Source organism: Flagellimonas allohymeniacidonis, assembly GCF_004296335.1.
In the GTDB taxonomy this organism is placed as follows: domain Bacteria; phylum Bacteroidota; class Bacteroidia; order Flavobacteriales; family Flavobacteriaceae; genus Flagellimonas; species Flagellimonas allohymeniacidonis.
In genome coordinates, this window is the sequence record NZ_SGIU01000002.1 from 1606370 (window position 1) to 1628833 (window position 22464).

Genomic DNA, 22464 nt, shown 5'->3' on the forward strand with positions numbered 1-22464 from the left:
TATAACAACCAAGGGCTAAATTTTCCTGATTATTTTATCTTAAAATTTTCCAGTTCTTTTTTCAATTGATCAAAAGCCGAGTAAATACGGTATTCCACGACCTTTCGGGTCACGCCTAATAATTGTGCGATTTCCTCGTGTTTTTTGCCTTCAACCTTATTGAGCATGAAAGCGGTACGTTGCTCTTCCGATAGTTTTGAAAGAGCTTGTTGGTATTTTTTGTAATACTGTTCTTTTTCCAGGAGAAACTCCGGATTTTCATTGGTAAAACCCTTTGGAGATTCACTTTGGTACTTTAAAACTACTTTTTGATGTTTTACCTCATTGAGCATTAAATTATTGGCCACCGTATACAAAAAGGATTTGGCCTTGTCCAAAGTAATTTTCTTGCAGTTTTCCCACAACTTCGCAAAAGCGTCATGAGCCTTGTCCCCGGGGTTTAGCCTATCGCCGTATTTATAGTAAAGAAAATCGTGAAGGTTTTGGGCATGTTTATTATAGAAATTGGCAAATAGGGTTTCATCACAGATGTTTTGGTGGAGGCTCTTTTTCAATCAAGTTGGTTTTTTGGTCGTCTAAATGTAAAAAAACTTTTTTCATGAAAATTTTTCAGGAGTTTTTGCCGTTTAGTTGTTCTATCTACGAATCCCAATTTCTAGAAAATTTAAGGATATGAAAAACGGAGTAAGACTTTTAAGCGTATTTATATTGGCATTAAGCTTATTGAACATCTCTTGTAGAGAAGAGGAATTTGAGTCCATTGGGCCTGTTCCAGAGCAAAGCTTACAAGCAGATTCCAATGTAGCGAACCTTTTGTTCAGAACCTCTTTGAAAGATGGCTCCGAGGATAATATCCTAGATCAGGCCAGTTGCTTTTCAATCGCACTACCAGTAACGGTAATTGCCAATAGCACTGAAATCACCATTGAAAAAGAGGAAGACCTTGATGAAATTGAGCTCATTTTTGAAGAGAGCGATGAGGATACAGATACTTTGGAAATAGTTTTCCCTGTTACCATTGTGTATTCAGATTATACGGAAGTAGGGGTTGCAAGTGCCGAAGAGCTGGAAGATTTAGCAGAAACTTGTCCAGAGGAGGACGAGGATATAGAATGTGTGGATATTATTTACCCAATAAATATCTCCATTTTTAATCCTAGCACCGAACTCTTTGATACTATTACATTGGAAAATGACGAAATGCTCAATGATTTTATCGAGGGGCTGGATGAAGATGATATTGTCAACGTGGAATTTCCAATCCTTTTGGTTTTAACCGACGATACGGAATTAGAGGCTACCAATCTGGAGGAACTCGAAAACTTTATTGAGGATGTCATAGATGACTGTGACGAAGATGACGACAATGATTTTGATGATGACAATTGTAACGATTGCACCGTAGAACAACTGCAAGCGGCCTTTGCTGAATGTCCCGACTTTGGAGTGAACAAATTCAGTCTTAACGGAGAAAATCTTAAAAGTCAATACGATGACCTTGCATTTGACTTTCAAGAGGACGGCAGCGTAACGGCAACCTCTAATACAGAGAACTTTTCCGGAACTTGGTCAGCTACGGGGTCAGGGAATGATATTATCATGGTAATTGATATCGTGGATTTAGATGATTTCAATTTAGAATGGACCGTTAATAGAATTTTGGAAACCCCAGGGAGAACTAAAATCACCCTTCATGAAGGCGATGGAAACATACTTCGTTTTCAAGATGCCTGCAACAACGGCAATGGCAACTAAATTCCATTGATGGGAAAAAAATAAACCAATCCAAACATACTGGGTTCATCCAGTAGGCCCCTTATTTAAAAGGCATTTTCAAACTTTTAGATAGGGGTTTTGCTTTTGTCGAAAATAATTACCGTTCATCGGTTTCGGTCAGGAAGTCTTCTTATATGCTTGTTTTACTCATGCAAACCAAACTAACATAACATGACTTTAACCGCTATCGTAATCGATGATTCGCCCATGCAGAGACTAGCTACGGGTAAATTGGTAAAAAATAATCCCAACCTTAAATTGAGGGGAACCTTTGATAATCCTAAAATCGGGCTTCAAGCCGTAAATCTTCTGCGTCCTGATGTGGTGTTCCTCGATGTTGAAATGCCCGGATTGAACGGCTTTGAAGTTCTTGAATCTCTTGAATATGATTGCCAGGTTATACTAAACTCTACCCGTTCACAATTCGCCTTAAACGCCTTCCAATACAATCATGTGAAAGATTATGTGACCAAGCCTATGAAAAAGGACCGTTTTGAAAAGTCTGTGGACCGTCTAATCAAAAACCAATGTGCTAAACAAAAGACAGAAAAATTCAATTCAGTTCCTGTATATAAGGAAAGGCTAAGAAGAGCAAGTTAAGGGAGGTTATCTTACAGTATACCTTTTGAGATTTTAAGACATAAAAATGGCTTCAAGAAATTGAAGCCATTTTTTAGTAGCGGGGACTGGACTCGAACCAGCGACCTTCGGGTTATGAGCCCGACGAGCTACCTACTGCTCTACCCCGCGATGTGGACGGCAAATATACGACCGTTTTTTGATTATTTCCAAACGCTGTTCCATATTCAATTCATTCCATGGTTTCAATCCAACCTAAAATCCATAAATTCGGGCTTTTGTGTCTATGCAAACAATCAACGATTTTCTTTCTGTTCTCATCTCCTATACCGAGTGGGCCATGCTTATTCTCTTAATAGGAGGGGGATTATACCTAGTTTTTAAATCAAAGTTTTTACCCTATCGCTTTTTTGGGCATGCCATTGCCATTACTTCGGGTAAATACGACAAAGCGGACACCAAAGGAGATGTAAGTCATTTACAGGCTTTGTCGGCCGCGGTGGCGGCAACCGTGGGCTTGGGAAATATTTCCGGAGTGGCAATCGCCATTTATATGGGAGGGCCAGGCGTGGTTTTCTGGATTTGGATTACGGCCCTTATCGGAATGTGCATCAAATTTTATTCCTGTAGTTTGGCCATCATGTTCCGTGGAAAGGACTCGGACGAAAAAATGCAAGGTGGCCCTATGTTTTATATTGTGCAAGGTATTGGGCAAAAGGCAAAACCTTTGGCGGTGTTCTTCTGTATAGCTGGACTCTTTGGCTTTCTTGGGGTTTTTACGGCCAATCAGTTTACCCAAACCTTTATGAATGTGGTAAAACCCAATGAGAACTTGGCTCTTCTGGGAGACTTTAATTGGAAATTGATTGTAGGTATCTCGCTTGCTGTTATCACCTCCTTTGTCATTTTTGGCGGTCTGAAAAAAATTGCCAAGGTAGCATCGGCCATAGTACCCTTTATGGTGTTGCTCTATTTTTTGGCGGTGGTTGTAGTCATGGTGAATAATTCTAGTCAGATATGGCCTTCGCTACAGCTCATAGTGACAGAAGCCTTCAATTTTGAAACCATGGTCAAAGGTGGTTTTTGGGGCCTTGTGATTCTTGGGGTGCGAAGGGCCATGTTTTCCAATGAAGCAGGATTGGGAAGTGCTCCCATGTATCACGGCCAGTCCAAAACGGATGAACCCATTCAGGAAGGGTTGGTTGCCATGTTGGGCCCTTTTATTGACACGATAGTCGTATGCACCCTTACGGCTGTTGTCATCATTTTAAGTGGGGCCTATCTAGAGGCAGAGAGCAACGGTATTTTAATGACCCTGATTGCCTTCAAAAAAACGCTTTTCGGTTATGGTGATGTTTTATTGATGGTTATTGTTTCGGCATTTGCATTATCTACCCTGTTTACCTATTCATATTATGGGGTAAAGTGCCTTTCATTTTTGACCAATGCCAAAATAGGCGGTTTTTTCAACTGGTATTTTGTGGCGACCATTATTTTCGCGGCAGTGGCATCCGTCGACCTTGTAATTAACCTAATCGATTTGGCCTATGCCCTTATGGTCATACCCAACATGATTGCGGTACTTTATTTATCGCCACATGTAAATACTGCCGCTAAACACTATTTCGCTAAATTGAAAAAACAAAATGCATAAGTCAGGCTTTGTCAATATTATTGGAAATCCCAATGTAGGGAAGTCAACCCTGATGAATGCCTTGGTGGGGGAACGACTTTCCATCATCACCTCCAAAGCCCAAACCACTCGGCATCGCATTTTGGGAATTGTAAATGGGGATGATTTTCAAGTGATTTTGTCAGACACTCCGGGCATCATAAAACCGGCCTATGAGCTGCAAACCTCTATGATGGATTTTGTAAAATCTGCCTTTGAGGATGCCGATGTATTGTTGTACATGGTTGAAATTGGAGAGAAAGGACTAAAGGATGAAGCTTTCTTCAATAAAATAAAAAACAGCAAAATACCGGTGCTGTTGCTGCTCAATAAAATTGATACCTCTAATCAAGAAGTTTTGGAGGAACAAATTCAATATTGGCGTGAATTGCTTCCAGAAGTGGAAATCCATCCGATTTCAGCCTTGGAAAACTTCAACGTGAAGGAGTTATTTGATAGGATTCTAGAGTTACTTCCCGAAGGACCGGCCTATTATCCAAAAGACCAATTAACCGATAAACCGGAACGCTTTTTTGTAAATGAAACTATCAGGGAAAAGATATTGATGAATTACAAGAAAGAAATTCCCTATGCCGTTGAGGTAGAGACCGAGGAGTTTTTGGAAGATGAGGACATTATCCGGATTCGTTCAGTAATTATGGTGGAACGCAACAGCCAAAAAGGAATTATTATTGGTCACAAAGGAAGTTCTTTAAAAAAAGTAGGGGTGGAAGCAAGGAAGGACCTGGAAAAATTCTTTGCGAAACAAGTGCATATCGAACTCTACGTTAAGGTCAACAAGGATTGGCGCAAAAAGCCCAACCAGCTGAAACGCTTTGGTTATAATAAATAGCCTATGGCCCTCCGGTTTTACGTCTTGGGAATATCTTTAATCAATTCATTTAGGTAGTTGTTCAGTTGGTTCATTTGAGGTTTTCCCTTGGCTTTTCCCAACCGTCCGAAAGCATATAGGGCAAACCAAATAACAACCAAAAAACCCATGCCCACCATCCAAAAGGTCACATCATGGCCCAAGGAATAATTGGAGTAGGCAAAAACTCCCAAAATCACGAATAATGTCCCGATTCCAAAGTGAAGAAAAATAAAAAAGGTCCAAAGCGTGGGGTTCGGGCCAAAAACACCGTGAATTGTACTTTCACCTTCTTCAAAGGAAGTCATTTCTAAATGTAGCTGTGGGGACCAGAAGTCGGTTTGAGCTTTTGTAAAACGTAGATATACATGCTCATCCAACCGTTTTACGGAAAAAGGGTTTTTGGCCTTCACATCAAATGTGCTTTTTAAGGACTCCAAGTCGATGTTCAAGCCAATTTTAAATCTGGGCCGCAATACAATCTCATCGCCTAGTTCACTCATAAGAAGCTGAAATTGATGAAAGAAGGTATCATTTTTTCTTCATAAATAGTGGTACTTTTGCCGAAAATTAATGAAGATGGGTGCTATTGTCGCCATAGTGGGAAGACCGAATGTTGGGAAATCCACCTTTTTTAATCGTTTGATTCAAAGGCGTGAGGCCATCGTGGATGAGGTCAGTGGTGTTACCAGGGATCGTCATTATGGAAAAAGCGATTGGAATGGGAAGGAATTCTCGGTAATTGATACTGGTGGATATGTTGTGGGAAGTGAGGACGTGTTTGAAAAGGAAATTGACAAGCAGGTTGAGTTGGCCATTGATGAAGCGGATGCCATTATTTTTATGGTGGATGTGGAATCGGGGGTTACAGGTATGGATGAGGAGGTCGCCAAGCTATTGCGAAGGGTGAACAAACCCGTTTTTTTAGCGGTGAACAAGGTTGACAATGCGCAAAGGGCGGCGGATGCCGTCGAATTCTATTCGCTAGGCTTGGGTGACTATTATACGATATCCAGTATCAACGGTAGTGGTTCAGGTGAACTGCTGGACGCCCTTGTGCAGGTGCTTCCGGAAACTGAGGAGGAAGAAGCCGAGTTGCCACGATTTGCCGTAGTGGGAAGGCCCAATGCCGGCAAATCTTCCTTTATCAATGCCCTTATCGGTGAGGAGCGCTATATCGTAACCGATATCGCTGGCACCACACGAGATAGTATAGATACCAAGTATAATCGATTTGGATTCGAATTTAACTTGGTCGATACTGCCGGTATCCGAAGAAAAGCCAAGGTGAAGGAAGACCTGGAATTCTATTCGGTAATGCGTTCAGTTCGGGCAATTGAGCACTGTGATATTTGCCTATTGCTATTGGACGCTACCCGAGGGTTTGATGGTCAAGTACAGAACATCTTTTGGTTGGCCCAACGAAACAATAAAGGGATTGTGGTTTTGGTGAACAAATGGGATTTGGTTGAAAAGGAGACCAATTCGGTTCGAGATTATGAGAAAAAAATCAGAGAACAAATGGAACCCTTTACCGATGTGCCGATTCTTTTTATATCCGTCTTGAACAAACAACGCATCTTCAAAGCCATCGAAACCGCGGTTGAGGTCTATAAAAACCGTTCAAAAAAGATTGTGACCCGAAAATTGAATGATGTGATGCTCCCCATCATTGAACAAACCCCTCCGCCTGCATATAAGGGTAAGTTTGTGAAAATCAAGTTCTGTACGCAATTGCCCACTCCGTACCCGCAGTTTGCTTTCTTCTGCAACCTTCCGCAGTATGTGCGTGAGCCCTACAAGCGATTTTTAGAGAACAAACTTCGTGAGAATTTTGATTTTACAGGGGTGCCCATCACTATTTTCATGCGGAAAAAATAGTTCTAGCCCTTGGAGGCCAACCGAATGGAAACGCGCTGTTGAATGCGATTTCCTTCCCCGTCCACAGCAGTTAATTGGTAGTCGTCAGGTTTGACATCCAAAATCAGTTCGTGGAAACTTGTGGTCATGCCCACATAGGCGTCGTCGAGATACCAGTATACTTCACTGCCACTTTGTTGATGCGCCAACTTAAATATTACTTGTGTTGAGCTGGTGCCCAAATCCTTTGGTATCAAAATCTCTTCGTTTTTTTTTGGAAATATGAATTCCATCAAATGTGATTCCAAGTTGGAACAGTTGGTGAGAAAAGTGGGCGGTGTTTTGTAGCTGGGATTTGAAGATGTGTAATAATACTCCATGACGGGAGGAAGAACGAACCAATTTTTGGCCACCATGTCCTCCAAAGGATAGCAATCTGAATTTACCTGATACGTTTCAGTGACATCCAAAAACACCTGATGGTGATAGGGACATGGACTGCTTTTGGTTCCATTGATGGGTTGTAGTTCTTTTTTGATTTCTCTGCAGAAAATGGAGGCACGATGTCCGCTATCGGCACAGGTTTCAAGCTCGACCAAATCGTCATAGGGTTCAGGAAACCAATCACTTTTGGGCAATGCGTCGAGCACATCAAATAAAATTGGTGCCGCAGCTGTGATGCCGGTTAGGCCTGGCCTTCCTTCCCCATCAGCATTGCCTGCCCAAACGCCAATGGCATAGTCGGGTGTGACCCCGACGGCCCAAGCATCCTTAAAACCAAAACTAGTACCCGTTTTCCAGGCAATTTGCTTTGAAGAATCAAAAAACTCCCAATTTTCATCGCCTTCAGGTCGGTTTACCTCCTTCATTGCATTAAGCGTATGATAGATTGCTCCGGCATTTAATATGGAGGTTTCAAACTGTGATTCCCCGAAATCAATTTTTGCATTTGCCAAATAACTGGGCTCCGCAAATTCGTATGTTCGATAAGTGCTTGAATTCTTCACAAAATGATTCACTGTAGAAGCTGCGGAAGCATAGGTTTTCGTTACATCCCACAATGAGCTTTCTGCTCCGCCCAAAATCAGGGACAATCCATAGTAATCCACTGGTTTGCTTAAGGAATTTAGATTCATTTTGTGCAGCTTATTGTAAAATTTTTGGAGCCCGTAGCTTCTGAGCAATCTAACTGCAGGAACGTTCAACGAACGGGATAAGGCCCTACTTGCGGGAACGGCCCCAGCGTGCTTTTTATTGAAGTTTTTCGGATTATACCCATTGATAACGGTCGGAATATCAGTTACCAAAGTATTGGGCAATAACTGGCCCTCATGTAAGAGGGAGGCAAAAAGAAAGGGTTTTAGGGTACTGCCTGTACTCCGGTTTCTGGTGATAATATCCACATAATTTCCATGTTGTTTCCCTGAAGGGGAATTACCGACATAGCTCAGAACTTCACGTGTTTTTACGTCCAACACCAATATGGCCAGATTATGGATTTCATTGCTCTTTAGTCTATTAAAATGTCTTTGTGCGATTCGATTGGCCTGTTGTTGTAGAAATCGATCCACTGAAGTCCGAATACGTTCTCCAGGGTGTTCCTTTTTGATTCGTTCCGTTAGGTGGGGAGCTATGTTGGGTAACGGTAGTGGCTTTTTAGGTAAAGGTTCCGCAATGGCAAGTTCATAGGTGGTTTGGTCGATTTGATTCTTGTCCCATAGTTTTTTGAGTAAACGATTCCGCTTTTTTAGTAGACCCTCTTCGTTTCGACCAGGAAAAATCAGCGAGGGTGCATTAGGGAGCACGGCCAAGGTTGCGGATTGTCCCCAGCTCAATTCATGGGCTGGAACACCAAAATAGCGCCATGCAGCGGTCTCCAAACCCACTACGTTACCTCCGTAGGGAGTATGGGAAGCATGTAGCCTTAGAATTTCATCTTTCGAATACCGAAACTCCAGCCTGGTCGCCATGCATATTTCAATGAACTTTTCAAGGTAAGTACGCTTTTTGTTCTTTCTGCTCAACCGAATCACTTGCTGGGTGATCGTACTACCCCCTCTACGGGTGTTCTGGGTGAGATTATGTTTGATGGCATTAAAAATCGAAATAGGATTGAATCCGGGATGCTTGTAGAAATATTCATCTTCAAACAACAATATACTTTGCTTAAAGCGCTTTGGAACAGAATCCATCTGTGGAAAACGCCATTGTCCATCTTCAGCAATCCTGGCCCCAATCAATATATTGTCAGAGCTGGTTACCACCGTTGAAGTGGGTTCCAGGAACAGTTGATTGGGTAAGCAGAACAACCAGAACAGCAAGGCAATCAAAGATGTGGAAAATTTGATCTTATGCCTTTGCCAAAAAACTTTAAAAGATGATAAACAAACTTTCATCCCATCATTGTGATACGTTTATCCATTTGCCCTTGTTCCTTGCATAGTAGGTGTTGTCATACATCGCCTCCACCTGAGCCCCTGGTAGGTAATAATCTCCCAGAAAGGAAGCATTCAGCTTCACGGTAAAGGTTTTGGTTTTCTTTCTTCCTAAATCAAAATAGAAATGGGTCCTGTCATCACGCGTATCAATATAATCGACCTTGTTTGCATTGGGGTCACTTCCCCCAGCGAAGGTGGTATTGACAATTTCCCAACCACTGGGTACAATCTGTGTCAATGCCAAATTATCCACATAGTCATCCGAGCTATTGAAAACGGTAATCTTTGCCTGTAACTCGGTGCCTTGACGCAATTCGGTAACATCTATGGCGTTGCCTATGGCATCAAGATATTGTACTGAAAGGGTAAGGTTCCGATTCTGCGCCAATTCCTGACCCACGGGCAGCTTCCCTGTTTGGGTAAGGGTGGCATAAATAACATTCCCCTGTTTGTTCTCTATGACAATGTTATTCTGAGTCGATGAAATCGAAAGGCCACGTTGGGCTATGGCCCGATCTGTTTCCACGTTTCTTTCCTTTCCTCCATTTGTAAAGGTCAAATCGATAGACCTGCCGCCATTTTTCACCACCATTTTGGCCATGGCCAGCAAGGCAAAAGCCGTCTCTTGTGTGCTGTACCATCGCTGCGAGGACAGGTTTTTTGCTAGGGAAATGGCCAGATCCCTTTGTCGAGAGTCTCCCAATATGACCATGGTCTCCAAGGCCATGGCCCTATTCCTAAACACAGAGCCATAAGTGCGATAATCGTAGGCGTTGGGCTGGAAATTGATATTTGCTTTTTGGGCAAGTTCTTGGGCGACTTCCTTTTTACCTACCAATGCATAAGCAGCGGCCAATCGCCACTTTGCTTCATTACTGAGGTTTTTTGATTCACGTAAACGATTCATGGCAGCCAATTCGGGTTGTTGTGCCAAGGCCAAAGTATACAAGCGGTAGGCTTGTGCGATATCGTTGTTGTATGAGGTACTTTGATTGCTCCATTGACGCGCCGTGTTTTTTTGATATCTCAACCAATTGTTTAAGAAAGTCAACGGCAATTGATAGCCCTTTTGTTTGGCCTCAATCATAAAATGACCTGCATAAGAGGTGCCCCAATCGTTGGGATTGTCGTAACCGGGCCAATAACTTAATCCCCCATTTGGGTTTTGAAAGTCATTTAGTTTTTTAATCGCCGCTTTAATGTTTTTTTCAATCTCTTTTTTCTTTTCAAAAGTGATGTCCAAAACTTCGGATAAGTACAATTGCGGAAAGACTGCTGAGGTCGTTTGTTCCACACATCCATGAGGATAGCGGAGTAAATAGTCCATCCGTTTTGAAAAATCCATAGGAGGGAGCGTGGAAAATTCTATGAAAGCAGTATTGGTTCCCGAGGTGCCGAAGGTTTCAAATGAGATGCTTTGTGAGTCATTGGCATTGACGGTATAAAGCGCACTTTTGGTCGTTATGAGATTTGGATTTTCTACATCAATTTCTGTTTCGCTGGTTGCTCTTTCCCCATTTCCAGAGGCATTCACTTTTATGGTTTGAAAGGCCTTAGTGGGATTCACTTTAAAATCGAAATTCACAATTTGTTCGCCTATCGAATTGAACGTGATATTTTTAGTAGTGGGCCCAAGGGGTTCCAACGCTTTGCCTGCTGCAATAGTGACACTCACATTTTTTATCTTTTTATCCATGGCAAAAACTGTAACGGGAATGGTTACTTTTTCTCCAGGAGATAGTTTTCGCGGAATGGAAGTCAATACCATTAAAGGTTTGCGCACCGGAGTGGTTTTTTCCGTGTTTCCATAGGCATTGTTCCCATTACCGGCAACGATCATGGCACGCACAGACCCTACGTAGTTGGGCATATTAATGGTATGGGTTGCCTTTTCCCCAGCTTTTAAGCTGAAAGGTCCCAAATAGGTGACCACAGGTTTAAAGCGTTGTGCTTTTCTATTTTTTGCCCCTTCACCAATTCCACCACCACCAATGGAATAAATGTTGTCGACACTTACCGAAAAGGCACCCATGACATCATCAAAAATGTCAAATGTCTTTACTCCCAAAGCCTGTCTGGCATAAAAAGATGCGTGGATATCGGGCGTTTTAAAACGTGTCAAGTCAAGTAGTCCTTCATCGACCACGGCCAATGAATAGGTCATGGGTTTTTTATTGGCTTCGGACACAGTGACTTTATAGGACTGTTCCGGCTCTAGCACTCCGGGCATTTGAAGCTCAGGGTCCAAAAAAGTGGCGGGATTTTCAACCGATAGCGGAACAACGCCATACAGCCGAATGGGTAAATCATTCTTCACCTGGCCATGAGGTTGTAGCAGCGAAATGTTGACGTACGCATTGGGCGCCATTTCAGCTGTAATGGGAATAATGGCCTTGGTCTCTTTGTTGGAAGTTTCAATCCATTGCTGGGATAGAACCTCAGACCCGTTTTCAATACTCAACAAGGCGCGACTGCCCAAATCGGATGGAAAGGTCACCACGGCCTGATTGCCAAGCGTGTATTTTTCTTTGTCTGCAGAGAAAATCAAAATCTTCGAACTTTCCATATCGTTGGAGGCAGGTCTCCTCCACCAATTTCTGTAGAAATATGCCGTTCTTCCTGTGGCGTGCCCCGAGGCTTCATCAATGACTCGTACTAAAAAACGACCCCCCTCGTCATCCGGAATGTTTACCTTAAAATTGGCCTTACCATCTGATCCAGTGGTCAAGGTTAACTCTTTAAAAGGTCTGTGCACTGTGGCATTTTCATATCGAGAAAGATTGTCGTAGCCTCTGTTCCACCACCAGCGCCATTCAATTTTGAAAATATTGACCTTTAATTTTCTGTTGCCTACGGGTTTGCCTTCCAGATTTACGGAAATTACATCAAAGGTAGTGTCCTCATCGGTCAAAAATGAGCCATACTGCCGAGCTTTAGGCGAGCGTAGCCCAACAAAGTAGGGGAAGGGAGACAGTTTTTTGCTGAAGACATCAATGGAAAAATCGCCCCCACCCTCAAATACCTTGGTTGTAAAGGTTGCTTGCAACATCCCCGGGGCATGGGTATTGGTATTGATCTTTTGGTTGATATTCAGGATTCCCTCACTATTAAGTTTCGAACTTATGAATTGAAGCTCTGTCTCACCGAAGGTTCTTACAGGATCCTGAAAAACATAACCCTTATGGTTTGGAAATGCATTAGCAGCTTGTTGCAATTTGGCGTTAATGTCAATCTTGAGGTTACGGGCGGGAGCCCCATGCAACCATTGAACTATCGCTTGCCCTTGGTTGTTTTCGTTGGCTTTGAGTACTTCGCCTTCAAAATCAAACGCTACTTTCAACCTGTTGGGCTTGATGGTGGCAATTTTTAGACTTTTGTTGAACTGTGCTCCCCCCACAATAATTTTGGCATTCCATGTGCCTGTGGGTGCCGTAGCTTTGGTCGGGATGGGGAAATAGTAAAAACCACCTTCTTTTTTGGCAAACAGATCTTCTGAAACAGGAACCGGGTCTTGCTTCAGGACATTGCGCTGCACTAGTTTCCCCCTGGCATCGCTCACCTCCAAAACAACAGGGTGGTTTTCTGGTAAAGGATTGGCCTTATCATCCAAAACAAAAGTGAGATGGACGGGGTCACCTGGTCGGTGAACCCCTCGCTCGGTGTACATAAAACCTTGTAGGCCACTTTGTAATTCTTGTCCGGAAACATCAAACTTACTTAAGGACAAGGCATTTCCATCGGCAAGTTTGGCATAGGCAAAGTTGTTGTCCTTTTCTGCAATGGCAAAGGCCACGTTGGCCTCTCCGTCATAAATTCCAAAACCAGAGGCGTCCGTATTGACTTCAGAGAGCAATTGCTGTTGAAAGTTGTATAATTTGATTGTGGTGTTGTTTTCGGGTTTGGCGGTCAAAAGATTGGTTGCTGCAAAGTGATAGGTTTGATTGTTCCCCTTCTTTACAATAAGTCCCAAATCACTGCCCAGAAGATTTGTGGAGACTATCCTATTTGCATTATAGTATGCTTGGTGACAGGGATTATTCTCTTCTTCCCAATTGTAGTCGTAATTTCTCCAATAATAGATTTCATTATCCCAATAGCGTTCTTCCAAAGCCTGTTCACTGAGGTCTTGTTGATTTGTCTCTGAATCATAGGTTTCCGCTAATTCTTCAAGATTTTGGGAATCTTCACATTCATAAGTGGCATGTTCCTTTTTAAAACTGAATTCAATCCTATAAAGCGAACCAGGACTCACTTTGATCAATTCGGAAAGATCCAAAGCATGGGCCTTCCAAAAGCTGGTATCTTCCGTATCACTTTCTGCCAAAGGAATCACCTTATAGGCCACTCTTCGCCCAACAGGTCTTAGATCAGAAGTGTATTGTTCGGTAAGGTTACTGTATTGCAGGTATTGCAACATATTGTTTTCAAAAACCTGAATCACCCGCACTTCCACCGCAGAAAGATTAACGGTTTCAAAGTAAATAGGTGTCGAGGATGCATTTGGTAAAATGGTGCCTTTTGAAATCAGTCGAACATTGGGTTTTAACTGTTCAAAGGAAACCAGTTCTGAAAAAGGCTTTTTTAGTGAGTAACCATATTCGCTCTTAATGCCCTCAAAGACATTGACACGGACCTCTCCCATAATCCGGTTGGAGGGATAAATACTCAATAGATTGCCATTTATTTCATAGCGAAGACTTTCTGCATTTTCTATGCTGACGAGCCCGTTTAGATTTTGATTTTGTTTTAAAGGGTCTGAAAAATTAAGGGTCAACGCTGCGTTCGGAGCTGTGGACGTTTTGGCATCCACAACCACAAACTTGTTAAGCCCTGGGATGGCATAGGTTTCAGAACCTTTATTGTCTATACCTAACTCTTTCCCATTCCAGGTGATGGAGAGTTCACTGTCATCCGTCTTACGTGGTATACTATCAATTCTAAATGAAAAGTACCTGGAATCCTCCTCAATGTTGTCCCATTTCACAGGCATCTTGTTGTTCCCTTGGGTAACAGATAATACCGTATTCATATTGGTGGCACTAAGAATGTCTGAAGCTTCCAATGTACCCGACAGGTATTGCCAGTTTTTGCTATAGGATTGCAGATTGCCCAAATTAATCTTGAAACTGGGAAGTATGGTCTTAAAACTAAAAGTGTACTTCCTGTAGTCTCGGCCAACGTCATCAAAAAGCTTGCTGAGGGCAACGGTAACCGAGTATTCCGTATCGGGCTGAAGGTATTCCGAAGGTTGAAAAACCAGCTCCCTGCCATATTCAATGGCAAGTTTGCCTTCCACTTTTGGTGAAATCTCAAAGTATTCGGAAGGTAGTTCTTGGGTCAATTCGAACTGATCTAACTGTTGCGCAAGAACAACGGTGATGGGTGCTGTTATGCTTTGATTACCACTAGTGTGGTAACTAATGTAATCTTTGAATTTGAACAGATTGTCGGTCTCTGGGGAAGCAGTCTTTTTTTTGCAGGAAGTGAAAAAAACGAGGGTGGTAATAAATAGGACTTTGAAAAACTGTGACATACCAAAAGGTGTTAATTATAGGATCAGTTTACCTAGCCTAAGATAGTTTAAATGCAGATGAAGGGGCGTTTAAAGTTGATGGGTTGTTGGTAATGATTTACGGATAGTTGGGAATTACGGACGGATTCTTATGAAATATTTATGATTTGGTCTGTTTCATTTACTATCTAAAAAAGATATCTTGAAATCATTAACAACCTAAAAACGAACATTATGCGCAATCTTATCCTTTTCTGCTTTGCCTTTACAACTTTTTTTGTTTCCATTGCACAGGAATCTGACTATCAACTTGTTGAAAAAACTGTAAACTACTACTTGGAAGGGGGTACGAACAATGACTTCGAAACTTTGAAGAAAGCTTTCCATGAAACGGCCACCATGAAGTTTATTGGCAAAGAAGGATACCGTGAGGTAAATGCCTTGGAGTTTTTTGGCAAGGGAATGAAACCGGGACCAAAACAAAATCGACAGACCCGGATTGCCGATATCACCATCGCGGGCAATGCCGCCAATGCTCGATTGGAGATTGATTATCCCACCTTTACCTTCATCGATTTTATGAACTTATTAAAAATTGACGGGGAGTGGAAAGTTGTCAGTAAGATTTTTTATCGAAAACCAGGGACTGTTTCGGAAATGAAATGATTTAATTTAAATTAAGCGTAAAAAAACCCGTGCCTTCATTCCTTTGGGTCGGGTTTCCATCGATAAGTAGATTTTCAAGTGTTGGGATACCTCCGCAACATCCCCCAATTGGGGAACTTCCAATTTGAATCTCAAGATTGGCAGTAGCTTCTAAACTGAAATTCAAAGTGATATCGTAGGCTTGCGAATTCCATTGGGCATTGTCCAAAACAAGAACCGTGACCTCTTCTCCATCCATGTTTTGGTATGTTGCAAGGCTAACAAGAAAATCTGAGGCTTCTGTACTCTCTAAGGTAACATCTTGCAGGTCATATATATCGCTTTCAAAAATGTTTTGACCATCAGAGAGGACCTCAAGACCAATTACGGGTGGTCCAGCGCATAGTACCGCAGCGCAATCAGTTTGTTCATCGCAACAAAAAGATGCACAAAGTAGAATGGTTCCGACAAGAATTTTTTTCAGGAACATGATTTTATTTTCTAGATGTGAAAAAGAGAAAAGAGTTGCCTAAAGCATCAGCTAAAGAAAGCCATGTTCTTACCATCCTCCAGAAGCGCCACCGCCGCCGAAACCGCCACCACCGAAGCCTCCGCCAAAACCGCCACCACCGAAGCCTCCGCTCCCGAACCCTCCTTTGGAGGAGCCTCGGTAGCCACCGCGGCCCATATTGCTTAGAATGATGATATCCCAGATATCAAAACCAGAATCGCGACCACCTCGACCACCTCGGTTGTTTCGGTTCTTACGGGATAGAATAATTAGAATGACGATGAAAATTATAATGGGCAATAGGGCTTTTATGGGAAAACCTTGATTTTCACCAAAAGTTCTGTCCTCTTTAAACTGCCCAGTCAATACTTGAAAAATGGCATCTGCACCTTTATCGAGTCCACCATAATAATCCCCTTTTTTGAACTCGGGAATGATGACACTTTCGATGATGCGCTTGGACATTAAGTCCGTTAATGTGCTCTCTACCCCATAGCCTGTATTGATGGCAATTCTTCGGTCATCCTTGGCCAATAAGATTAAAATACCATTGTCTTCATCGGCCTGTCCAATACCCCATTTCTGCCCCCATTGCGCACCCAAAAAATTGATATTTTCCCCTTCGGTAGAGCTAATAATGGCCACCACAATTTGTGTGGAAGTGCTATCCGCATAGCGAATGAGCTTTTGTTCCAAGGTCTTTTTTTGGGAAGACTGAAGCAGATTCACATAATCGTAAACACTGGTCTGCTGCGAAGGTTTTTTAGGTATGGTGAACTGCCCCCAAATGAAGCTGGAGCATAGAAAAAAAACAAGAAAAGTTCTAACCTTTGGAGACCGCATCGCTTAATTCATTGGTATCGTCATGGTCCCAGGGAAAATGGGCTTCCAACTCTTTCCCGGCCTGTAATATACCCGCTACGATTCCTTGTTTAAAATCACCTTTCTTAAAGTGGGTCTCTATTACTTCTTTGGTGCTGTCCCAAAATCCACGGGAAACAGCTTTATCAATCCCTCGATCACCATAGATGACAAATTTATGATCATCCACCGCCACATAAATCAAAACTCCATTTTCATCTTTGGTATTGTCCATCTTTAGAAAGTGAAATACCTGTTGAGCCCTGCTAAAATGGTCAATATTGGTAGTTGCTTCAATGTGAACGCGAATCTCTCCCGAGGTATTCTTTTCTGCCTCTAAAATGGCATCAACGATTTCTTGCTCTTCTGCGTAGGTCAAAAACTCTTCGACGTGCGACATAGGTTAGTCAAATTCAAAGTTAACATCGGGGGCATCCTCTGCGCCAGGTTTGGAGCTGAATAAAGCTAAAGAATCAAAGTTGGCGATGCTTGCAATGATATTAGTTGGAATCTGTTCAATTTTGATATTGTACTCCCCCGCCAAGTCATTGAATCTATTGCGTTCAACATTTATTCGATTTTCAGTACCCTCCAGTTGGGATTGCAATTCCAAAAAGTTTTGGTTGGCCTTTAGATCTGGATAGCGTTCCACAGTGACCAATAGCCTTGAAAGTGCAGAGGAAAGTCCGGTCTGCGCCTGTTGAAACTGAGCCAATTGCTCAGGAGTAATGTTGTTTGCATCGACAGTGGTAGAGGTGGCCTTGGCCCTTGCCTCGATAACATCGGTTAAGGTGCCACGCTCAAAATCAGCTGCTCCTTGAACGGTTTTGACCAAATTTCCGATCAAATCGCTTCGGCGTTGATACGAACTCTCAACATTCGCCCATTGTTTTGTGGCCTGACCTTTCATATCTACCAAAGTATTGTTCGTTCTTACATACCAGCCACCTAGTATTACGGCGATAACAATAAGAACTATGATAGTAAGGATACCCTTTTTCATTTTCTTGGATTTTCGTGTTTATTGCTACAGTTATAGTTGTTCTTTTATCTTGAGGAGTTCCGCTTTTACTTTTTGAAGTTTTTGAATTACCTCAAACTTGGACAGCGTTTTCTGCTTTTCTTCCTTCAAATGGGTTTTGGCTCCCTCAAGCGTGAAGCCGCGTTCCTTGACCAAGTAATAGATCAATTGAAGATTCTTGATGTCCTGGGGTGTGAATTTTCTATTTCCCTTCGCATTTTTTTTGGGTTGAAGTACATCAAACTCCTTTTCCCAAAAACGAATCAATGAGGTATTCACCCCAAAGGCCTTGGCCACCTCGCCAATGCCATAATATCGTTTTTCAGGAAGTTCTACATGCATTAATCAAGGGATTGGTTCTCTTGGTTGGCGAATTTCAGCATGTTTTCAAATTCTTCCGCCGTCAAACTTCCGTAGTAGAAGTTGATGGGGTTAATGCGTTCCTCGTCCTTAAAGACTTCGTAATGAAGGTGAGGTGCTTCCGAGCGGCCCGTGTTACCCACAAAACCTATTAAGTCACCCCTTTTCACTTTCTGGCCCACACTTACATTGTATTTGCTCAAGTGAGCATATAGCGACATGTAGCCGTAACCATGATCAATTCGGATGTGCTTGCCGTAACCTGAAGATCGGTTGTCGGCACGTTTTATCTTTCCATCACCTGTGGCATAAATCGGAACACCCCGTGGTGCTGTAAAGTCCATGCCCCAATGCATTTTTCGTGCTTTGGTGAATGGATCGGAACGCCAGCCGTAACCCGAGGCCATACGGGTCAAATCTTCGTTCCGAACAGGCTGAATGGCAGGGATAGAAGCCAACAGCTTTTCTTTTTCCTCAGCTAACTTTGCAATCTCGTCCAAAGATTTGGACTGGATTACCATTTGTTTCTGAATGATATCCAATCGTTGAGTTGCGTTGATGATGATTTCAGAATTGTTGAATCCTTCCAACGACTTATATCGGTTTATCCCACCAAAACCTGCCCTCCGTTGTTCTTCTGGAATCGGATTGGCTTCAAAATACAAACGATAGATATTGTTGTCCCGATCCTCAATATTGGTCAAAACTTGCTCCATTTGCTCCATCTTCTTGGAGAGGATGTCAAATTGAAGCTCATAGTTGTTGACCTCTCGTTCCAAGGAAAGCTCCTTGGGTGTATTTAACCAGCTCGTGTTGAGCAGGATGATAAGGCCCAACAATCCAAAAAGCGCCGAACCTACCACAAATAGAAAAAGGTTTCTATACTTTCTGGACTTTTTTGGTTCTATCTTTCGATAGGAAAGTGTATCAGGATCGTAATAGTACTTAACTTTATGCATGAAGGGATTTTATCCTATTTTTGCCCATTCTTTTTATCAAAACAAACAAATATAAAGATTGTTTTGCTCAAAGTGTTAAATTTAATAAAACCCTAGCAAATCTGATGACATCCCAAGAGGTTAGAACCCGGTTTTTGGACTTTTTTAAAGGAAAACAGCATAAGATTGTTTCTTCGGCACCCATGGTGATCAAAGATGACCCCACACTTATGTTCACCAATGCCGGCATGAACCAGTTCAAAGAGTTTTTTCTTGGGAATTCCGTATCCTCATCAAAACGGGTGGCCGACACCCAAAAATGTCTACGCGTAAGTGGAAAGCACAATGATTTGGATGAAGTGGGCAAGGATACCTACCACCACACGATGTTTGAGATGTTGGGGAACTGGAGTTTTGGCGATTACTTTAAAAAAGAGGCTATCCAGTGGGCCTGGGAATTGCTGACCGATGTATACAAAATCGATAAGGATAGTCTTTATGTTTCCGTATTCGAAGGGAGCGACGATGCCGATAATCTTGAAATGGACCAAGAAGCTTTTGACCTATGGAAAGCCATTGTGCCAGAAGATCGGATTATCATGGGGGACAAGAAGGACAATTTTTGGGAAATGGGAGACCAAGGTCCCTGCGGCCCTTGTTCCGAAATACATGTAGACATTCGTTCCAAGGAAGAAAAAACAAAAGTGCCTGGCGCCTCATTGGTGAACCAAGACCATCCCCAAGTCGTGGAAATTTGGAACTTGGTCTTTATGCAGTACAATCGCAAGGCCAATGGAAGCTTAGAAAATCTTCCCGAGAAACATGTAGATACGGGAATGGGTTTCGAACGTTTGTGCATGGTGTTGCAAGGGGTACAATCAAACTATGATACCGATATTTTCATGCCCTTGATTCGAGAAATTGAGGTCATTACAGGGCATAAATATGGCAATAGTGAAGAAGTTGATATCGCTATTCGAGTAGTTGCCGATCATGTTCGTGCGGTAGCATTTGCCATTGCAGATGGGCAATTACCAAGTAATAGTGGAGCAGGTTACGTAATCCGAAGGATTTTACGCAGGGCCATTCGTTATGGCTTTACCTTTCTTGGCACCAAAAAACCCTTTATCTATCGTTTGGTTAAGGTGCTCAGCAGTACAATGGGCAATGCTTTTCCAGAGCTCAAAACGCAATATCAATTGATTGAGAATGTGATCAAGGAGGAAGAAAACTCTTTTCTTTCCACTTTGGAACAAGGACTGGTGTTGTTGGAATCCGTCGTCAAGACATCCAAAACCAAAACGATTGATGGACGTAAGGCCTTTGAACTATACGACACCTTTGGATTCCCCATCGATCTTACTGCTCTTATTTTGGAAGAAAAGGGCTATGGGCTCGACATGGAAGGGTTTGAAAAAGCTCTCCAGGTTCAAAAAGACAGATCTCGTTCCGCTTCGGAAGTTTCCAAAGAGGATTGGACTGTTTTATCCGATGATTCAACCCAGGAGTTTGTTGGTTACGATGCACTTGAAGCGGATGTAAAATTGGTCAAATATCGGAAGGTAAGCAGCAAAAAAGAAGGAGATCAATATCAGTTGGTTTTCAATTTAACCCCGTTTTACGCTGAAGGCGGAGGACAAGTAGGGGACAAAGGCTACCTTAAGGCACCCAATGGAGACGTGGTTTATGTTGTGGATACCAAAAGGGAGAACAACGAAATTGTGCACTTTTCGGAAAATTTGCCCAAAGATGTTTCAGGAACGTTCAAAGCTGTTGTGGATAAAAAGCAACGTTGGAGAACCGCTAGCAACCATACGGCAACCCACTTGCTTCACCAGGCCTTACGAGAAGTTTTGGGAGACCATGTGGAACAAAAAGGCTCGGCCGTCCATTCCAAGTATTTGAGGTTTGATTTTTCCCATTTTTCAAAAATGACCGTTGAAGAATTGAGGCAAGTTGAGAATTTCGTGAATGCGCGTATCGAAGGACAACTTCCCTTGGAAGAAAACAGAAATATGCCGTTAAAAGAAGCCTTGGGACAGGGGGCCATGGCACTATTTGGTGAAAAATATGGGGATACTGTTCGTACGGTACGTTTTGGGCAGTCCATTGAGCTTTGTGGAGGCACTCATGTAAAAAACACCGCAGATATCTGGCACTTTAAAATTGTTTCCGAAGGAGCGGTTGCTGCTGGAATTCGAAGAATAGAGGCCATTACCTCCGATGCGGTAAAGGAATTCTACTTCAACAACAACCGCATGCTGTTTGAAATAAAGGATTTGTTGAACAACGCCCAGGATCCAGTTAAGGCGGTCGAAGGTCTTCGTGATGAGAACGCTGCCCTCCGCAAGCAGGTGGAACAGCTTTTGAAAGACAAGGCTAAGGGGCTAAAAAACGAATTGATGGGGGAGATGGAGGAGTTGAATGGCATTCAATTTCTTGCCAAAAAGGTTGATTTAGATGCAGCCGGAATCAAAGACCTTGCCTTTGAAATGGGGGGGCAAATATCCAATTTGTTCTTGCTGTTGGGCGCTGAAAAAGACGAAAAAGCCATCTTGTCCTGTTACATTTCAAAGGATTTGGTGTCCAATAAGGGATTGAATGCTGGCCAGATTGTGCGTGAGTTGGGCAAATTTATCCAAGGTGGAGGCGGTGGACAGCCGTTTTTTGCCACTGCCGGAGGTAAAAATCCGAAAGGGATAGAGGATGCCCTGAAACAAGCACGCGAAATCGTGGTTTCATAAACCTGAACTATGCGATTTTTCAAGAATAGAACCGTTAATTGGAAATATATTTTCGGAGAAGTTTTTTTGATTTTTATCGGTATTAATCTTGCCATTTGGTTCAATGATTGGAATACTTCAAAGACGGTTCAAAAAGACAAGGAAATTGCACTGGTCAAAATCAAGGAGGAAATCAATAACAATCTTCAGGAGCTTGAAAGAACACGAGCCCATAACCAAAAAGTTCCACTTTTTTATAAAGGTTTGGAGGGGATAAAAAATCAAAATGAAGAGGTTAGGGTATCCCCTGAGAAAATGAGAGCCTTTGTTACAGAATACTCGGAGTTCTTTATAAATGTGGATTCCATCCCTTTGGGCAATGGACTTTACGAATACGAAGGAGATACCTTTGTAAATATTGAAATAACAGATCTTAGCAGTATTGCTTGGGAAATTTCCAAGTCAACGGGGATTTTCCATGAGTTTGGATACGATTGTCTGTATGACCTTCAGGGGCTGTATAACCTACAAGATTTAGTTAAAAATGAATTGACCAAGGCAACCGAGGCCCTTAGAGATAATTCCATTGAAGATCTTGTCCGTGTAATGGGTTTTATGGACCAATTGGAAGAACAGCTTATTGCGCAATATACCCGTATGATCGATAACATCGATAATTGTAAGTGAAGGCTCATGG

Annotated in this window: 18 protein-coding genes and 1 tRNA gene; 8 read left to right on the plus strand and 11 right to left on the minus strand. The window is 42.4% G+C overall.

What is annotated here, in order from left to right; all coding sequences use genetic code 11:
• Positions 1-29 precede the first annotated feature (29 nt).
• Positions 30-554 (minus strand): RNA polymerase sigma factor, encoded by a 525-nt coding sequence (locus tag EW142_RS15735; protein WP_130615508.1) that lies wholly within the window; start codon positions 552-554, stop codon positions 30-32.
• A gap of 118 nt (positions 555-672) precedes the next feature.
• On the opposite strand from EW142_RS15735, the gene EW142_RS15740 reads away from it, so the two are divergent.
• The gene (locus tag EW142_RS15740; RefSeq protein WP_130615509.1) at positions 673-1755 is read left to right on the plus strand and encodes a hypothetical protein; all 1083 of its coding nucleotides are present in this window, start codon (positions 673-675) and stop codon (positions 1753-1755) included.
• A 192-nt stretch (positions 1756-1947) separates the two neighbouring features.
• Positions 1948-2376, plus strand: a complete 429-nt coding sequence (locus EW142_RS15745; RefSeq protein ID WP_130615511.1) for a LytR/AlgR family response regulator transcription factor — start codon at positions 1948-1950, stop codon at positions 2374-2376.
• Between the two features lie 77 nt (positions 2377-2453).
• On the opposite strand, the gene EW142_RS15750 is transcribed toward EW142_RS15745, so the two are convergent.
• A tRNA-Met gene (locus EW142_RS15750) sits at positions 2454-2526 on the minus strand.
• Between the two features lie 115 nt (positions 2527-2641).
• Here EW142_RS15750 and EW142_RS15755 point away from each other — a divergent pair.
• Together EW142_RS15755 and era are read left to right on the plus strand one after the other, a co-directional pair.
• A complete protein-coding gene (locus EW142_RS15755) occupies positions 2642-4009 on the plus strand; it encodes an alanine/glycine:cation symporter family protein (RefSeq protein ID WP_130615513.1) in 1368 nt (455 codons plus the stop codon).
• Positions 4002-4880, plus strand: coding sequence for a GTPase Era (gene era, locus EW142_RS15760; protein ID WP_130615515.1), 879 nt, complete (start codon positions 4002-4004; stop codon positions 4878-4880). The genes EW142_RS15755 and era overlap by 8 nt, the downstream gene beginning before the upstream one ends.
• 17 nt (positions 4881-4897) lie before the next feature.
• Here era and EW142_RS15765 read toward each other — a convergent pair whose 3' ends face one another.
• Entirely contained in the window at positions 4898-5401 is a 504-nt protein-coding gene (locus tag EW142_RS15765; protein ID WP_130615517.1) for a GTP-binding protein, read from the minus strand.
• Positions 5402-5477: 76 nt separating this feature from the next.
• Here EW142_RS15765 and der point away from each other — a divergent pair, with 76 nt between their 5' ends.
• Positions 5478-6779 carry a ribosome biogenesis GTPase Der gene (gene der, locus EW142_RS15770; RefSeq protein ID WP_130615519.1) on the plus strand — a complete coding sequence of 434 codons (1302 nt, stop codon included), beginning with the start codon at positions 5478-5480 and terminating at the stop codon, positions 6777-6779.
• Between the two features lie 2 nt (positions 6780-6781).
• Here der and pbpC read toward each other — a convergent pair whose 3' ends face one another.
• Both pbpC and EW142_RS15780 read right to left on the minus strand, forming a co-directional pair.
• Positions 6782-9154, minus strand: a complete 2373-nt coding sequence (gene pbpC / locus EW142_RS15775) for a penicillin-binding protein 1C (protein WP_130615521.1) — start codon at positions 9152-9154, stop codon at positions 6782-6784.
• Between the two features lie 4 nt (positions 9155-9158).
• Positions 9159-14729, minus strand: a complete 5571-nt coding sequence (locus EW142_RS15780) for an alpha-2-macroglobulin family protein (protein ID WP_130615523.1) — start codon at positions 14727-14729, stop codon at positions 9159-9161.
• A gap of 213 nt (positions 14730-14942) precedes the next feature.
• On the opposite strand from EW142_RS15780, the gene EW142_RS15785 reads away from it, so the two are divergent.
• Complete coding sequence (locus EW142_RS15785) at positions 14943-15374, plus strand: nuclear transport factor 2 family protein (RefSeq protein WP_130615524.1); 432 nt, start codon at positions 14943-14945, stop codon at positions 15372-15374.
• Position 15375: 1 nt separating this feature from the next.
• Here EW142_RS15785 and EW142_RS15790 read toward each other — a convergent pair whose 3' ends face one another.
• The 6 genes from EW142_RS15790 to EW142_RS15815 all read right to left on the minus strand — a co-directional run bounded on the left by EW142_RS15790 (position 15376) and on the right by EW142_RS15815 (position 19065).
• Entirely contained in the window at positions 15376-15843 is a 468-nt protein-coding gene (locus EW142_RS15790) for a hypothetical protein (protein ID WP_130615525.1), read from the minus strand.
• Positions 15844-15912: 69 nt separating this feature from the next.
• Positions 15913-16707 (minus strand): TPM domain-containing protein, encoded by a 795-nt coding sequence (locus tag EW142_RS15795; protein ID WP_130615526.1) that lies wholly within the window; start codon positions 16705-16707, stop codon positions 15913-15915.
• Positions 16688-17125, minus strand: a complete 438-nt coding sequence (locus tag EW142_RS15800; RefSeq protein WP_130615528.1) for a TPM domain-containing protein — start codon at positions 17123-17125, stop codon at positions 16688-16690. The genes EW142_RS15795 and EW142_RS15800 overlap by 20 nt, the downstream gene beginning before the upstream one ends.
• A gap of 3 nt (positions 17126-17128) precedes the next feature.
• On the minus strand, positions 17129-17728 hold the full coding sequence (locus EW142_RS15805; protein ID WP_130615530.1) for a LemA family protein: 600 nt from the start codon (positions 17726-17728) through the stop codon (positions 17129-17131).
• Positions 17729-17758: 30 nt separating this feature from the next.
• Entirely contained in the window at positions 17759-18088 is a 330-nt protein-coding gene (locus EW142_RS15810; protein WP_130615531.1) for a MerR family transcriptional regulator, read from the minus strand.
• Positions 18088-19065, minus strand: a complete 978-nt coding sequence (locus EW142_RS15815) for a M23 family metallopeptidase (RefSeq protein ID WP_130615533.1) — start codon at positions 19063-19065, stop codon at positions 18088-18090. The genes EW142_RS15810 and EW142_RS15815 overlap by 1 nt, the downstream gene beginning before the upstream one ends.
• Positions 19066-19169: 104 nt before the next feature.
• On the opposite strand from EW142_RS15815, the gene alaS reads away from it, so the two are divergent.
• Both alaS and EW142_RS15825 read left to right on the plus strand, forming a co-directional pair.
• Positions 19170-21788 carry an alanine--tRNA ligase gene (gene alaS / locus EW142_RS15820; RefSeq protein ID WP_130615535.1) on the plus strand — a complete coding sequence of 873 codons (2619 nt, stop codon included), beginning with the start codon at positions 19170-19172 and terminating at the stop codon, positions 21786-21788.
• 9 nt (positions 21789-21797) lie between these two features.
• Positions 21798-22454 (plus strand): hypothetical protein, encoded by a 657-nt coding sequence (locus EW142_RS15825; protein WP_130615537.1) that lies wholly within the window; start codon positions 21798-21800, stop codon positions 22452-22454.
• The last annotated feature ends 10 nt before the right edge of the window (positions 22455-22464 follow it).